Below are 15,429 nucleotides of genomic sequence, written 5' to 3'. Positions count from 1 at the left end.
AAAAAAAAGCCTTTTAGGAAGATTAGTTTTTCCCAATTTGGCATGGGTAGTGTATATTTGAAGCATGAAGCTCCCTTTTTTCTTCAGCTTTTTAGGAATTCTTTCTGGCGGAATGCAGGCCCAGCAGTCTGCAGCTGTTGATTTCACTCACCTGCAGGCTAATGTAAAAATAGACCCTTTTAAAAAAGCGGTTTCGGGGGATGTGGTTTACACTTTTGACATTTTAGAGGCTACTGACTCAATTTTTATAGATGCTCAAAAAATGCATTTTTCGGAAGTATTTCTGAATAATGCTCCTGCGGAATTTGGCACTGACGGAAAAAAATTCTGGCTCACCGGTAGTTTTACGCTTGCCAGGGATCAGCAGTTACGCCTGAAGTATAGGGCCACCCCCGGGCAAACCATGTACTTTATCAATAAGACTGCCCTTGGAGAGACGCCTGATTTTCAGGTATGGACGCAGGGGCAGGGGAGGTACACTTCTCACTGGCTTCCCAGTTTTGATAACCCTGCAGAGAAACTGGAATTCGATCTTTCTGTAATTTATCCTTCCGGAGAAACAGTGATCGCAAATGGAGAGCTGCAAAAAACTGAAATTTTAAATGATTCTCTTACGCAGTGGCGTTTCGATATGGACCGGCCAATGAGCAGCTATCTCGTGGCCATTGCCGCCGGAGATTATGAGAAAGAGATAAGGTTCTCAAAAAATGGAATTCCGTTGGAGCTTTATTACCCGGCAGGAATGGAAAATAAAGTTGAGCCGACTTACCGGCATTCCGAATTTTTTATGAACTATTTCGAGGAGAAGATCGGGGTCGCTTATCCGTGGGAAATATATAAGCAGATTCCCGTGCAGGATTTTCTTTATGCCGGGATGGAAAATACCGGAGCTACAATATTTTCTGACCTGTTCCTGGTAGATTCTACAGGATATCAGGATCAAAACTATGTGAACGTAAATGCACATGAACTGGCGCATCAGTGGTTCGGAAACCTGGTTACTGCTGCTTCTCCCGAGCATCACTGGCTGCAGGAAGGTTTTTCTACCTATTATGCCTTGCTTGCCGAAAAGGAGATCTTTGGAGAGGATTATTACTACCGCAAATTGTTCAAAACTGCAGAGGAACTCAAGCAGTTGAGCGACCAGGGAAAGGGGATGGCGTTAGTATCCAAAAATGCCAATTCACTCACTTATTACCAAAAAGGAGCCTGGGCCCTTCATATACTTCAGCAATTGATAGGGGACGAAGCTTTTGACGCCGGAGTAAGGAATTATCTGGAGAAGTATAAGTTTGGAACAGCCACCACAGAAGATCTTTTAGTCGAAATGGAAGCCACAAGCGGAATGGATCTTTCGGTTTTTGAAAAGAACTGGCTTAGGCAATCGGCTTTTCAGGGAACAGAGGCATTGGAGTCTCTCAAAAAGTCTCCTTTCATTCAAAAATACCTGGAACTGGCGGCAGCCAAACCTTTACCAATCTCTGAAAAAAGGGAATTGCTGGAGGAAGCTCTTAGTTTTCCGATAAATGATTACCTGGGGCAGGAAGCTGTATTACAATTAGCACTTGAATCTCCGGCTACTGTTACAGACCTCTATAAAAAGGCTTTTTCAAGCGGTAATATTTATACGCGACAAGCTATAGCTTTCTCACTGCAGCAAATTCCGCAGCAGCTCAAAAGTCAGTATGAAACGCTTCTAAACGATGAATCTTACCTCACGCAGGAATCGGCTTTATATAATCTATGGATGAATTTTCCGGAGGACAGACTAAAATACCTGAACCAACTGGAGGGCGTGGAGGGCTTTAACAGCAAAAATATCCGCACCTTATGGCTGGCACTAAGCCTGGCTACACCTGAAGTAAGTGCCGAATCCAAAAAGAAATTTATTACCGAACTTGAAAGTTATACTGCGCCTCATCAAAAATTCCAGGTGCGGGAGAATGCATTTGGATACTTGTATCAGCTCAATGCCTTTAGCAGTGAGACCATCTACAATTTAATGGAAGCTGCACGCCATCATAACTATCGCTTCAGGGAATTCTCCAAACAACTTCTAAAGACACTGGTCGATAACGGTCAACTTTCTGCAGAGGAACAGGATACAATACAGAAGAAACTGGACGAAAAATAGTGGTCAGTGGTCAGTGGTCAGAAATGCAGAGGTGCTTTCAGAAAACCCCTTAATCCTTAATTCTGAATTCTAAATTTTGAATCTAAAATTTCTTTACCACAGGTTCTTCACATCTTTCCGAATATAGGCAAGTCCGGTTTCGCTGGGAGGTTGCTGGTCAATAAGAGAGGTGAGAATAGTTTGCCTTAACTCATCTGCAGAAGTGATCTCCTCTTTGGCAACAGTTTTTCTAATGTTGTTGATCGTGGCGTTTTTTGAAGCTTTGATCACATTCCAGCACTCTTCACTCACATAGATCTGTTGCGCCAAATTATGCTCAAACTCCTGTTCTATGTTCCTGATGAGGTGATTTGCGTAATCTTCTTTTCCACTTTTAAAGGGTTTTACTCGTACGAGAAGATTTCCGGGGGCGATCCTTTCAAGGAAGAGCGCCATACGTTCATAGGCTTGTAACCTGAGCGGTAAAGCATGTTTTTGAGACTCCTTGTGAAGAAGGAAACGCCGGCGCCGTTCTTCGTTGCGGGTATGGAGGTTGAAAAAATAGAAGGCGATGACGCCTACAACAACTGCCGGTAAAAGATAGAACAGCAACTGTAAAATAGAATCTTCTGTCATAGTTTACTATTGTTCGGAGACCGAGGTTTCTTCAGTTTCTACCTCTTTGACATCGGTTTCCTCTCCTTTTCTGTATGAGCCCCCTAAGTTAGGACATCCTGCCAAAGTAGCAACAGAATCAAATGGAACTTTTGTTTTGTTGTACATAAAAGTTTCCGCCAGGGTTTTGGCAATAAACCTATCTCCCAGATTGATCTCAACGTCGTCCATAGTGAACTGGCAGGGATGTTCATATCCGCAGGCATGAGTGATCTCCAGCAATTCTTTTCTGAAATTAGTAAAATAATAATTGACTCTTTCAGATTTGTTTTTAACGTTGATCCCGGCCTGTAGCCAACGATTCTGAGTGGCTACCCCGGTAGGACATCTGTTGGTATGACATGCCTGGGCCTGTATGCAGCCAATGCTTAACATGGCTTCGCGGGCTACACTAACACAGTCGGCACCCATGGCAAAAGCCATCGCCGCCTTCGCGGGGAAACCTAATTTAGCACTCCCAATAAATACAATCCTGTTGGTAAGGTCTTTTTCCTGAAAAACCTTGTAGACATCTGTAAAGCCATAGATCCATGGTAGGGCAACATGATCGGCAAAACTGGGAGGTGCGGCACCTGTACCTCCTTCACCGCCATCAATGGAAAGAAAATCGGGGCCGCGGTTGGTTTCTGCCATGATTGTCGCAAGCTCTTTCCATTCATCAAGTTTACCAATTGCAGCCTTTACACCAACGGGGAGGCCTGTATGTTCTGCAATGTCTTCAATAAAATCCACCAGCTCCTGCATATTGCTGAAGGTGCTGTGAGAAGGTGGAGATAGAACATCCTTTCCTAAAGGGACGTGGCGGATTTCTGAAATTTCCCGGGTGATCTTTGACGCCGGGAGTACTCCGCCTTTTCCCGGTTTGGCACCTTGAGAAAGTTTTACTTCTATAGCTCGTATATGTTGATTTTCTTCAACAAGTTTTACCAGTTTCTCCATGGAAAAACTACCGTCTGGATTACGTACTCCAAAATACCCGGTACCTATTTGGTAAACCACATCGGCTCCTTTTTTATGATAAGGAGAAAGACCGCCTTCTCCTGTATTATGAAAGGCATATGCTTTTTTACATCCCAGGTTGAGGGATTCTATAGCTTTGGCAGAAAGGGACCCGAAACTCATTGCAGATACGTTAATGACCGAGGCCGGTCTGTACGGTCTTCTCCTTTTGTTAAACTCGCCCATCACCTTAGCACAGGCCAGAAAATAAGGATCCTGCCTGTTAATATGATCTTCGGGCATAGAATAAGGAATCACTGCATTATTGATGAAGATGTAATTTACCTCGTAGATGTTCTGATCTGTTCCAAAACCTTCGTAATTATTTTGATTTTTGGAGGAGGCGTAGACCCATCCCCGTTCTATACGGTTAAATGGAAGCTCTTCCCTGTTTCCGGCTACGATATACTGCCTAAGTTCTGGACCAATGCTCTCCAGCATATACCTAAAATGACCCACAATAGGAAAATTGTGGAGTATAGTGTGTTTCTTGTTGATAAAGATATCATATATAAGTACCAACCCCAGAAAAATAAGAATCCACATCCACCATGAGATTTCACCCAAAAAATCAAGAATACTATTCATAATAAGATTTTTGCGAAAAAATCAAGTTAGCTTTAAAAGCAGCAGTTTCAAAATTTTAAATTTTAAATAAATCCAAAAGCCGCGCTGTGCGTGCCAAAGTTTCTTGAAAAAGATCTGGAAATGCGGTTTAGATTTTGCCTCAATTTGGTTATTTTCACCTCCTTAAAAAGAAGTCGAAATTGGAATCTTATTTAGCCGAATTAAATGATGCCCAGCGGGCTCCTGTGTTGCAGAAGGATGGAGCAATGATCGTGATTGCCGGCGCAGGATCGGGCAAAACCCGTGTACTTACTTATCGGATTGCTTATTTAATGAGCCAGGGAGTTGATGCTTTTAATATCCTGGCACTTACATTTACCAATAAGGCAGCACGGGAGATGAAATCCAGGATTGCTAAAATTGTAGGTAATAGCGAGGCAAAGAACCTTTGGATGGGAACTTTTCACTCCATCTTTGCAAAGATGCTGCGGTTTGAAGCCGACAAATTAGGATACCCCTCAAATTTTACCATTTATGACACTCAGGATTCCCAGCGGCTTATATCGGCAATTATTAAGGAAATGGGGCTGGATAAGGATGTCTATAAATATAAACAGGTCTATTCCCGCATCTCTTCCTATAAGAACAGCCTTATTACCGTAAAAGCTTATTTCCAAAATCCAGAGTTGATGGAAGCCGATGCTATGTCCAAGAAGCCGAGGCTGGGGGAAATTTATAAGGAGTATGTGGACCGCTGCTTTAAAGCGGGAGCTATGGACTTTGATGATCTATTGCTTAAGACCAATGAACTGCTCAACCGTTTTCCCGATGTGCTTCAGAAGTATCAAAACCGCTTCAGGTATATCCTGGTGGATGAGTATCAGGATACCAATCATTCCCAGTATCTTATCGTAAAGGCCCTTGCAGATAAATTTCAGAATATATGCGTGGTAGGGGATGATGCCCAGAGTATTTATGCATTCAGGGGCGCGAACATCAGTAATATATTGAACTTTCAGAAGGATTATGACGGGGTACAAATGTACCGCCTTGAGCAGAATTACCGGTCTACAAAGAATATTGTTGAGGCAGCAAATTCTATAATTGAAAAGAATAAAACCAGGCTGGAAAAAGTGGTGTGGACCGCTAATGATGAAGGCCCAAAAATAGTAGTGAACCGACTGCTAACAGACGGAGAGGAGGGAAGATATGTTGCGAGTTCCATTTTTGAAAACAAAATGGAGAAGCAAATGATGAACAATGATTTTGCTATTCTTTATCGCACCAATGCCCAGAGCAGGGCCATGGAAGATGCCCTGCGGAAGAAAGATATTCCATACCGCATCTATGGCGGCCTTTCTTTCTATCAACGTAAGGAGATAAAAGATGTATTGTCTTATCTACGATTAGTGATCAATCCAAAGGATGAGGAGGCGTTAAAAAGAGTAATCAATTATCCCGCCCGCGGAATTGGTCAAACAACGATCGACCGGCTCACAATTGCGGCAAACCACTATAAAAGGTCAATTTTTGAGATTATTGAGAACCTGGATAAGATCGATTTAAAGATCAACCGCGGCACCAAAAATAAACTGGAGAATTTTTCGAACATGATCAAAAGTTTCCAGATCATGAATGAGACTGCGGATGCTTTTACTTTGGCCGAAAGTGTTGCCAAAAAAACAGGTTTGCTACAGGAACTTAAAAAAGACGCTACTCCTGAAGGCATTGCCAGGATCGAAAACATAGAAGAATTGCTCAACGGAATCAGGGATTTTGTGGAAGGTCAGAAAGAATTGGCCGATGCCACCGGCTCCCTTACCGAATTTCTGGAAGATGTGGCTTTGGCTACAGATATGGATAAAGACACAGGAGATGATGACCGGGTAGCTTTGATGACTATTCACCTGGCGAAGGGTCTTGAATTCCCCTACGTGTATATAGTGGGGATGGAAGAAGATCTTTTTCCTTCGGCGATGAGCATGAATACAAGGACCGAACTGGAAGAAGAAAGGCGTTTATTCTATGTAGCACTCACCAGAGCCGAGAAGCAGGCGTTCCTTACGTATACCCAGTCCCGTTATCGCTGGGGGAAATTAGTGGATGCAGAACCCAGCCGGTTCATTGAAGAGATCGAAGACAAGTATCTTGAATTCATGATCCCACAGGATGACTATAAGTATAAACCTCTTATTGATACAGATATTTTTGGTGAGGTGGATAAAAGTAAATTTCGTCAAAGCAAACCTGTAAACGGTACCCCGCCGCCCTCGCATAAACCTACAGATGAAGAACTACAGAAACTTAGAAAATTACGACCTGTAACTTCGTCCGCTGCATCTGCTTCTCCGGGGCCTTCAGTTAAGCTGGATATTGGAGATGAGGTAGAACATATGCGTTTTGGTAAGGGCAAAGTGCTCAATATTGAAGGTGTAGGTCAGGACAAGAAAGCAGAGATACATTTTGAAAACGGCGGACTTAAAAAACTTCTCCTGAAATTCGCTAAACTAAAGCTGCTTTCCTGAGAGTTAAGAAGCTGTTATTGTTTAGGTTATCCCATTGCTTGTTTATAAATTTAAAACAAAAAGCATGATAAGGGAAGGTACAGAAGTAAAATGGAAATGGGGAAAGGGAGTTGCCACAGGAAAGGTGGAAGATGTTTTTGACCACGAAGTCACTACAACAATAAAGGGGTCGAAGATCACCAGAAAAGGGAATCCTGATAACCGTGCGCTGTTCATCAAACAGGAAAACGGCAATGAAGTGCTTAAACTGGAGAGTGAAGTGGAGCGGGTGGATTAATCTTTTCTTAATCATATATTAAAAGCCTGCGGAATTTTGTAATTTTTGGAACAATTAAATTTATTGGACTATGGCAGAACTTATCAGGATCTATGAAGAAAATCCCAACCCAAAAGAAATAAAACGCGTTGTAGATGCCCTTAAAGACGGCGCAGTGATCATTTACCCTACAGATACTATTTATGGTCTTGGTTGTGATATCACCAATAACGCAGCTCTCGAAAGAGTGGCGCAGCTAAGAGGGGTTAAGCTCGAGAAAGCGAACTTTTCCTTTATCTGTGAAAGCTTAAGCAATCTCTCAGACTATGTAAGACAGATCGATAATCAAACTTTTAAGATCCTTAAGAGAAATCTTCCGGGGCCGTATACTTTCATTCTTCCCGGAAATAATAATCTACCTGCAGTATTCAAGAAGAAGAAAACAGTAGGAATAAGGGTGCCCGACAATAACATCTGTAGGGCTCTTGTAGCCGGGTTAGGAAATCCAATTATTTCAACTTCTATAAAGGATGACGATGAGGTCCTGGAATACACCACAGATCCCGAACTTATCCTTGAAAAATGGGACAAGCTGGTTGATATAGTGATTGATGGTGGCTATGGGGATAATATCCCTTCCACAGTGATCGATCTTACCACTTCAGAACCTGAGGTAATACGGGAAGGCAAAGGGAGTTTAGAGATACTGTAACTCATTTACAACTTCTGGCAGAACCTGAGTAATAAAAATATGATGCAATTCTTCAGCTGAAAGGATCTGCCCCTTTTTCTTTGCAGATTCCGCCAGGAGGTAACCTTCATAGGTTGCAGCTTTTCGCTGTAATGGTGTTCCGTGGTGTTGTTCAAAATCAAAACTACAATCGCCCGATTGATAGAAAAGCTCAAAAAAGTCGTCTGCCTTTTTCCAGTTGTAAGTTGCTCCTCTCTTGTGAGTCATAAAATACCCTGAGAAAAAGTCGGCTTCCAGTTCTATAGTCCGTGTTTCTTCTGCTTTGGAATCGAAAAAGCCTGCAGGATACCATTCGTTAAACTGTTTAAATTGCACCTGATGCGACCATTCATGTGAGAGGATCCCTGTCCATACGATCTCCTGTTCCAAACCGGTTTCTGAAAACATTTGGATAAGGCCGTCTCCAAGGACAATTTCCTTATCAAAATTTGCATATCCGTCGGCGGCGAAAAATGGGGAATTAGGTAATATGGACGAAACCCGGTTGCGTTCTAATATTTCCTCCACCAAAGGATAAACATCTTCCCTTGATTCAAGATCCTGTTTTGTGTACCAAATAATATCAGCGAGATTTTCCCGGTTGTTGAGAGTTGCGTTATGCTGTCCCAAAACTTCGATTTCATTAGGCATGTTCCAAAATCTTTCGAGAGTGCGAATCATTCTTTCCACGTGCTTTGTGTATTCGCCATTTGGACCAAAACTATTTGTGCCTATTCTTAATCTAACCGCATTTTCCTGGAAGAACAAATATTGGTTCATAACTTCCACGGCCAGATCGTCTGAAGCAAGTTCTGTAAAATGCTTCCATACCACCGTGGAAAATTCGGTTGCACCGCACTCAGAGGGTACAACATCTTCCATGATCACCTCCCGAAGATTTTCAGTTTTTGTGCCTTTTTGAGGTGTTTTATTTTTTGAAGTATTGGTGGATGTAATATAGGAAGTTGAAATATTTTCCACTGGTGAACCTTCACGCAAATCTTCAGGCTCACAGGAGAGCAAAATTCCAATGCCAAGCACCGGAAGCAGGTGTTTAAGTGATAAAGCCATTATAGTAGATTAACATGAGTAGGGTTCTGTAAAGATAAAAGAACTTCAAATTTTGAAATGTAATTAACTGAAAATTAACATGTTAAACTTGTGAGAAAAAGGACTACAATCACACAGAAATAAAAAAGGTCCGGCAACTGCCGGGCCTTTTAAAATATCCTAAAAACTTAAAAAAGACTTTCGACGTTTGAAACCAAATAGGTATGTAAGTAAAATATAATAGTTAAAATTGTAGGAAAAAAGGTCAATAGTTTAAAAACAAAAAAGCCCGGCAATTGCCGGGCTTATAATTATATAGATCGAATGCTTATTTAGCAGAATCCATACCTTCTTCAATCAGGTTGTAGAACTGGTCAAGTTTTGGAAGGATCACAATACGTGTTCTTCTGTTCTTGGCTCTACCCTCTGCAGTCTCATTAGAAGCAACTGGTACATAGTAACTTCTACCTGCAGCAGTCATTCTTTGTGGTGCTACACCGTGATCTTCCTGAAGTACGCGAACAACAGAAGTAGCTCTCTTCACAGAAAGATCCCAGTTGTCCTGAAGAACTGCATTTCGAATAGGCTTGTCATCTGTATGACCTTCAACCATAAATTCGATATCCGGACGGTTTTTAACTACAGTAGCAACTTTTCCTAAAACTTCTTTCGCACGTTGAGTAACATTGTACTTTCCGCTTTCAAATAAAAGTTTATCAGAAATAGAAACGTAAACAACACCTTTTTCAACATTGATCTGGATGTCCTCATCACTCATGTTTCCAAGAACTCCTTTAAGGCTGGTTACAAGTGCAAGAGTAACAGAATCTTTCTTATTCATTGCATCCTGCATACGCTGGATCTTCATATCTTTTTCCTTGATGCTTTCAAGAGAACGCTCCAGGTTTTCAGCTTCTTTTTTAGATAAAGTAGCGAGATCGCCAACATTGTTCAATAAAGCACTATTTTGGTTGCTTAACTGGCCAATCTGCTGGTTTAATCTTTCTTTTTCGTCAAGACATGAATTCAGTTTAACTGTAGCTGTATTCAACTTGTCCTGAGTCTCCTTTTGTTGAGCTTCCAACTCGGCATATTTCTTCGATGATACACAAGAAGAAAAAAGGAGGGCAGCGGTTGCCGATAAAAGCATGAATTTTTTCATAATTCTTATAGTTGTGATTAAATATTAAACGTGTCAAAAATACAAAATCTGAGGTCTTAGAGAAATTTAATTATCACTTATGTAAAAAATTTTACAGGTTTTTATAATTCCTAATTTTATGAACATAAAAAGCCCAAACAATAGATTTAATATTGTAATACCTCAATTTTTTTATTGGATTCTTCCTTTTCTTCATCATTTTCTGAAGGTGAATATAGAAGTTGAAGTGGGCTTTTAGGATTGCTAAGGTGTGTGAAGGCTGCAGCAGCAGGAGCAGTCGGATAGCTGCAACCCCATCCAGGATCATTCTGGAAATGATCTTCCAAAAAAGGTCCTTTGCGGGAGCATTTTTAATTAAGGTGAAAAGGCTGTTTCTAAAGTTGTAAAATGTCTTTCTAGGGTGCATGCTGTTTAGAGTGCCTCCTCCCAAATGAAATACTTCTGAAGTTCCTACCGCTTTCACCTTTTTCTCCAGATTAAAAAGTCGCCAGCATAGATCTATCTCCTCCTGGTGCGCAAAGAAATCTTCATCGAAACCTCCCGCTTCAAAAAAATCGATCCTTCTTATTGCCATACAGGCACCGGTAGCCCAAAAAATGTCTACCGTATCATCGTATTGCCCAAGATCCTGCTCCAGATGGTCAAAAATGCGACCGCGGCAATAGGGATAGCCAAGGGCATCTATAAAGCCGCCTGCAGCACCGGCATATTCGAAATAATCTTTTTTCCTGAAATTCTTGATCTTTGGCTGTGCTGCTGCAACTGCGGGATCCTTGAACTGTGTTACCAAAGGCGGCAGCCAGTTTTCCGTCACCTCTACATCGCTGTTCAAAAGCACAAAAATATCTTCATCCAAATTCTGCAGCGCATCATTGTAGCCTTTTGCAAAGCCACCGTTGACTTTATTCCGAATGATCTTCACCTGCGGAAAATGCTGTTGTACAAAGGCTACAGAATCATCTGTCGAGGCATTGTCGGCTACATAAATAGTGGCTTCAGGAGTATTTTTGACTACAGATGGAAGGAACTGCTCCAGTAAAGCTTTTCCGTTCCAGTTTAATATGACTACTGCGACTTTCACAAATGCAAATTAAGGGAAAACTGAAGGATTATTCCGGCACGAGGGAGTAAGGTGCCAAAAATGATATTTTCTAAGTCCATTCCGGAATGTCGGGGAGAAAGTGATACTGTTCGGCTTTGTAATCCAACTGACAAAAATAATGCTGCAACCCGTTGGTCACCATAAGGTAGGTTGCCTGCAGCGCAAGGTTGTAACGTGCGATCTGGTCAAAGGTTTCCTGAGTTATTGGGATCGATGCTGCCTTGCATTCCACGACCAGATGAATGCTTCCGTCGGGATTATAGGCTAAAACATCATATCTTTTTATAAGGTCATGCACCTTTAGCTGTTTTTCAACATTCAGCAGACTTTTGGGAAAAGATTTCTCCTTCAGAAGAAATTGTACCACATGTTGCCGCACCCATTCTTCGGGCGTTAACAAAACGAATTTTTTCCGTAGCTCATCAAAAACCGCTATTTTATTTTCCCTATTTTTGAACCTGAATGAGTACCGGGGGAAATTGAGTTCATGCATGCCCAAAAGTAAAGAATTAGTTCCTAAAAAAGCCTTTCAGGAAAACTGCCTCTAAATGAATGAAGTAAAAAGTATAGTGACTGCCATTAAAAAAGGAGATGTGAAACCCATCTATTTTTTAACGGGGGAAGAGCCTTATTTTATAGATAAGATCTCAGATTTTATTGAAGATAACGTGCTGCGGGAGGACGAAAAAGGCTTTAACCAAATGGTTTTGTATGGCCGCGATGTCACTGTGGAGGATATTATTGGTAACGCAAAACGTTACCCAATGATGGCCGAGAAACAGGTGATCATTGTAAAGGAAGCCCAGGATCTTTCCCGTTCCATTGAACAACTTACCGGTTATGCCGAGAATCCCCAGCCCTCAACCGTGCTTGTTTTCAATTATAAGTACAAGAAGCTGGACAAGAGGAAGAAACTTCATAAGGCAATCTCTAAAAACGGGGTGATCTATGAAAACAAACGCCTTTATGATAACCAGGTGGTTGAGTGGATTCAAAGTGAGATGCATACCCGCGGTTTTCAGATAGCGCCCAAAGCAGCTCAAATGCTGCTTGAATTCCTGGGGAATGACCTGGGGAAGATTGATAACGAGCTGCAAAAACTCCAGCTAATAGCTCCAAAAGGCACTATCATCACTCCCGAACTTATCGAGGAAAATATTGGTATCAGCAAAGATTTCAATAATTTCGAATTGCGTAAGGCTATTGGAATGAAGGACAGCTTAAAGGCGCATCGCATCATCAACTACTTTTCTCAAAATGAAAAAGATAATCCTATGGTGGTGACGGTTGCCCTGCTCTTTAGCTTCTTTTCTCAGCTGCAGCAATATCATGCGCTTACAGATCAATCCAAAGGAAATGTTGCAAAGGTCCTTAAGGTGAATCCCTATTTTGTGAATGATTATGTCACGGCAGCTAAAAATTACAATATGAAAAAAGTGAGCAGCATAATTTCCCACCTGCGGGAGGCCGATGTAAAAGGCAAAGGCGTAGGAGCCGCTAATGTGCCGCAGGGAGATCTTTTAAAGGAGTTGCTGGTAAAAATAATGCGATAATGGCAAATTTTGACACCTGGGTGAGTGCGGCGAGGTTGCGAACGCTTCCGCTATCGATTTCAGGAATTATTGTGGGGAGTGCTATTGCTGTGGCACAGGAGGAATTCAATGCGGTGATCTTTTCGCTTGCTCTGGCTACCACTCTGGGGTTGCAGGTGCTTTCCAATTTCGCTAATGACTATGGGGATTTTGTGAAAGGCACAGACAACGAAGAACGGGTGGGCCCCCAACGCGCCTTGCAAAGCGGACTAATGACCCGCAAGGAAATGTACTGGGGCATGATAGGCACTGCAATTATAACCTTTTCATTTGCGGTCGCCCTTATTTACGTCGCCTTTGGCGGCCGTAGTCTTTTCTATGCAGTACTCTTCCTGCTGCTGGGCATCGCTGCCATTGTTGCTGCCGTGAAATATACCGTGGGAGATTCTGCTTACGGTTACCGCGGTCTGGGAGATGTTTTTGTGTTTATCTTTTTTGGCCTGGTAGGGGTTTATGGTTCATATTTTTTATATGCTCTGGAATGGGACTGGCAGGTGTTGCTGCCGGCTGCTACTGTGGGCTTTCTTAGCGCCGGAGTTCTAAACCTGAACAATATGCGGGATCATGCCGCAGATGCCCGGGCAGGAAAAAACACCCTGGTGGTGAAAATGGGTGCCAAAAAAGCCAAACAATATCACTATTTCCTGCTGCTGGGTGCTTTTAGCTGCATTATTCTGTACTCGGCTCTTTCATTTGAAAGTATAGATGACCTGTTATACCTGTTTGCCTTCTTTCCTTTATTGATGCATCTTAAAAGAGTAATGGAAAACAAAAACCCGGTAATGCTCGATCCCGAACTCAAGAAACTGGCCATAGGAACCTTTATTCTCGCCCTGTTGTTTGGACTGGGGCAAATTTTATAGGTGTCAAAAAGGGCATTTTGTAGCCCCTTTTTTCGGGGGGATTTTGTATTTTGTTTTAAAACATGACATCATGAAAATAACACATTACGGACACAGCACATTTTCTATTGAAGTTAAAGGAATTCATCTTTTGGTCGACCCATTTATTTCGGGAAACGAAAAGGTGAAGGATAAAGTAAATATTGAAGAGCTAAAAGCAGATTACATCCTGCTCACCCACGCGCACCAGGATCACACTTTGGATGCCGAAGCTATTGCAAAACGCACAGGCGCTGTGATCATCAGCAATTACGAAATTACCACTCATTACGAGAATAAAGGTTTGGAAGTGCATCCGCTTAACCATGGCGGTAAGTGGAGTTTTGACTTCGGAACTGTAAAATATGTCAACGCCATTCATACCAGTTCCTTTCCCGACGGAAGCTACGGCGGCCAACCCGGAGGGTTTGTCATTGAAGGCGAACATAAGAATATCTATATAGCGGGAGATACCGCCCTTACCATGGATATGAAACTAATTCCTATGCACACCAGGCTGGATCTTGCCATTCTGCCAATTGGTGACAACTTTACAATGGGAATAGATGACGCAATTTTAGCCAGTGATTTTGTAGAATGTGACAAGATCCTGGGCTGTCATTATGATACCTTTGGTTTCATTGAAATAGATCATGAGATGGCCAAACGAAAATTTTACAAGAAAGGTAAAGACCTTATGCTGCTGGAAACAGGAGAAAGCATCGAACTTTAATTGCAGCAAGTGCAGGCAACCTATCACAAATATATTCTGAATTTCAAGCGCCCCAGCGGAACTTCGCGGGGCGTTCTTACACAAAAAGAGACCTGGTTTCTCATCCTTGAAAAAAATGCCAAAAAGGGGATCGGGGAATGTGGGATCCTTCGTAGTCTTAGCTATGATGACCGCCCCGGTTATGAGGAGAAATTGGAATGGGTGTGTAAAAATATACATTTAGGAGAGGAGAAACTGTGGGATGAGCTTCGGGAGTTTCCAAGCATTCAATTTGGGGTGGAGATGGCTTTTCGGTCATTAGGGGCTCCGGATCCTTTCCTCTTGTTCCCTTCGGAATTTACACGGGGAAATGCTTCTATTCCTATTAATGGACTTGTATGGATGGGGGAGGAGCAATTCATGAAAGAGCAGATCATTCAAAAGATAGAACAAGGCTTCAGGTGTATTAAGCTGAAAATAGGAGCCATTAATTTTGAAACTGAAATTGACCTGCTGAAGTTTATCCGGAAAGAATTTACTTCCGGAGAAATAGAGATAAGAGTAGATGCCAATGGAGCATTCAAGGCTTCTGAAGCCATGGAAAAACTGAAACGCCTTAGTGAGCTGGAGCTGCACAGTATTGAACAGCCCATTAAACAGGGACAGCCGGAGGAGATGGCAGCACTCTGTGATAAAACGCCTTTACCTATTGCTTTAGATGAAGAACTAATTGGAGTAACTCATGTAACAGAAAAGCACAAACTGCTACAAATAATACAGCCGCAATACCTCATTTTTAAGCCCAGCCTCATCGGCGGATTTAAAGGAACAGAAGAGTGGATAAAACTTGCAAAAGATCAAAATACCGGATGGTGGATCACAAGTGCGCTGGAGAGTAATGTGGGACTAAACGCCATTGCACAACATACTTTTACGCTTAATAATGAAATGCCGCAAGGATTGGGTACCGGCGGTTTATATACCAACAATTTTGAAGCCCCTCTGGAGGTTGAAAATGGACAACTGTGGTTTCATCCCAAAAAAAACTGGAAATTTAATCTATAA

At 42.1% G+C, this 15,429-nt stretch carries 14 protein-coding genes; 8 read left to right on the top strand and 6 right to left on the bottom strand.

The features are described from left to right. Positions 1-64 precede the first annotated feature (64 nt). Positions 65-2,134 carry a M1 family metallopeptidase gene (locus tag CRO16_RS10395; protein ID WP_097056308.1) on the top strand — a complete coding sequence of 690 codons (2,070 nt, stop codon included), beginning with the start codon at positions 65-67 and terminating at the stop codon, positions 2,132-2,134. Positions 2,135-2,227: 93 nt separating this feature from the next. Here CRO16_RS10395 and CRO16_RS10390 read toward each other — a convergent pair whose 3' ends face one another. Both CRO16_RS10390 and CRO16_RS10385 read right to left on the bottom strand, forming a co-directional pair. Next, a complete protein-coding gene (locus tag CRO16_RS10390) occupies positions 2,228-2,749 on the bottom strand; it encodes a DUF7935 family protein (RefSeq protein WP_097056307.1) in 522 nt (173 codons plus the stop codon). A 6-nt stretch (positions 2,750-2,755) separates the two neighbouring features. Further along, positions 2,756-4,375, bottom strand: a complete 1,620-nt coding sequence (locus CRO16_RS10385; RefSeq protein ID WP_097056306.1) for an FMN-binding glutamate synthase family protein — start codon at positions 4,373-4,375, stop codon at positions 2,756-2,758. Positions 4,376-4,554: 179 nt separating this feature from the next. Between CRO16_RS10385 and CRO16_RS10380 the strand changes: the two genes are divergently transcribed. The 3 genes from CRO16_RS10380 (at position 4,555) to CRO16_RS10370 (ending at position 7,847) form a co-directional block, all read left to right on the top strand. Beyond that, the gene (locus CRO16_RS10380; RefSeq protein WP_097056305.1) at positions 4,555-6,879 is read left to right on the top strand and encodes an ATP-dependent helicase; all 2,325 of its coding nucleotides are present in this window, start codon (positions 4,555-4,557) and stop codon (positions 6,877-6,879) included. Positions 6,880-6,943: 64 nt separating this feature from the next. Continuing rightward, on the top strand, positions 6,944-7,156 hold the full coding sequence (locus CRO16_RS10375) for a hypervirulence associated TUDOR domain-containing protein (protein ID WP_097056304.1): 213 nt from the start codon (positions 6,944-6,946) through the stop codon (positions 7,154-7,156). Between the two features lie 70 nt (positions 7,157-7,226). Beyond that, complete coding sequence (locus CRO16_RS10370) at positions 7,227-7,847, top strand: L-threonylcarbamoyladenylate synthase (RefSeq protein ID WP_097056303.1); 621 nt, start codon at positions 7,227-7,229, stop codon at positions 7,845-7,847. Here CRO16_RS10370 and CRO16_RS10365 read toward each other — a convergent pair. From CRO16_RS10365 to CRO16_RS10350, 4 genes are all read right to left on the bottom strand, one after another. Then, positions 7,833-8,936 (bottom strand): hypothetical protein, encoded by a 1,104-nt coding sequence (locus CRO16_RS10365; RefSeq protein WP_097056302.1) that lies wholly within the window; start codon positions 8,934-8,936, stop codon positions 7,833-7,835. The genes CRO16_RS10370 and CRO16_RS10365 overlap by 15 nt on opposite strands. 307 nt (positions 8,937-9,243) lie before the next feature. Further along, on the bottom strand, positions 9,244-10,077 hold the full coding sequence (locus CRO16_RS10360) for an OmpA/MotB family protein (protein ID WP_097056301.1): 834 nt from the start codon (positions 10,075-10,077) through the stop codon (positions 9,244-9,246). A gap of 91 nt (positions 10,078-10,168) precedes the next feature. Beyond that, positions 10,169-11,158, bottom strand: coding sequence for a glycosyltransferase family 2 protein (locus CRO16_RS10355; protein WP_097056300.1), 990 nt, complete (start codon positions 11,156-11,158; stop codon positions 10,169-10,171). Positions 11,159-11,228: 70 nt separating this feature from the next. After that, a complete protein-coding gene (locus CRO16_RS10350; protein ID WP_097056299.1) occupies positions 11,229-11,672 on the bottom strand; it encodes a type I restriction enzyme HsdR N-terminal domain-containing protein in 444 nt (147 codons plus the stop codon). A 55-nt stretch (positions 11,673-11,727) separates the two neighbouring features. Here CRO16_RS10350 and holA point away from each other — a divergent pair, with 55 nt between their 5' ends. The 4 genes from holA (at position 11,728) to CRO16_RS10330 (ending at position 15,429) form a co-directional block, all read left to right on the top strand. Further along, positions 11,728-12,732 carry a DNA polymerase III subunit delta gene (holA, locus tag CRO16_RS10345; protein WP_097056298.1) on the top strand — a complete coding sequence of 335 codons (1,005 nt, stop codon included), beginning with the start codon at positions 11,728-11,730 and terminating at the stop codon, positions 12,730-12,732. Then, on the top strand, positions 12,732-13,634 hold the full coding sequence (locus tag CRO16_RS10340) for a 1,4-dihydroxy-2-naphthoate polyprenyltransferase (RefSeq protein WP_097056297.1): 903 nt from the start codon (positions 12,732-12,734) through the stop codon (positions 13,632-13,634). The genes holA and CRO16_RS10340 overlap by 1 nt, the downstream gene beginning before the upstream one ends. 70 nt (positions 13,635-13,704) lie before the next feature. Next, a complete protein-coding gene (locus CRO16_RS10335; RefSeq protein WP_097056460.1) occupies positions 13,705-14,385 on the top strand; it encodes a metal-dependent hydrolase in 681 nt (226 codons plus the stop codon). Positions 14,386-14,394: 9 nt separating this feature from the next. Continuing rightward, positions 14,395-15,429, top strand: a complete 1,035-nt coding sequence (locus CRO16_RS10330; protein WP_097056459.1) for an o-succinylbenzoate synthase — start codon at positions 14,395-14,397, stop codon at positions 15,427-15,429.

Source organism: Salinimicrobium sediminis (assembly GCF_900215295.1).
GTDB lineage: Bacteria > Bacteroidota > Bacteroidia > Flavobacteriales > Flavobacteriaceae > Salinimicrobium > Salinimicrobium sediminis.
Note: the sequence above shows the minus strand (reverse complement) of the source record. Positions and strands in the feature narration are given on the sequence as shown.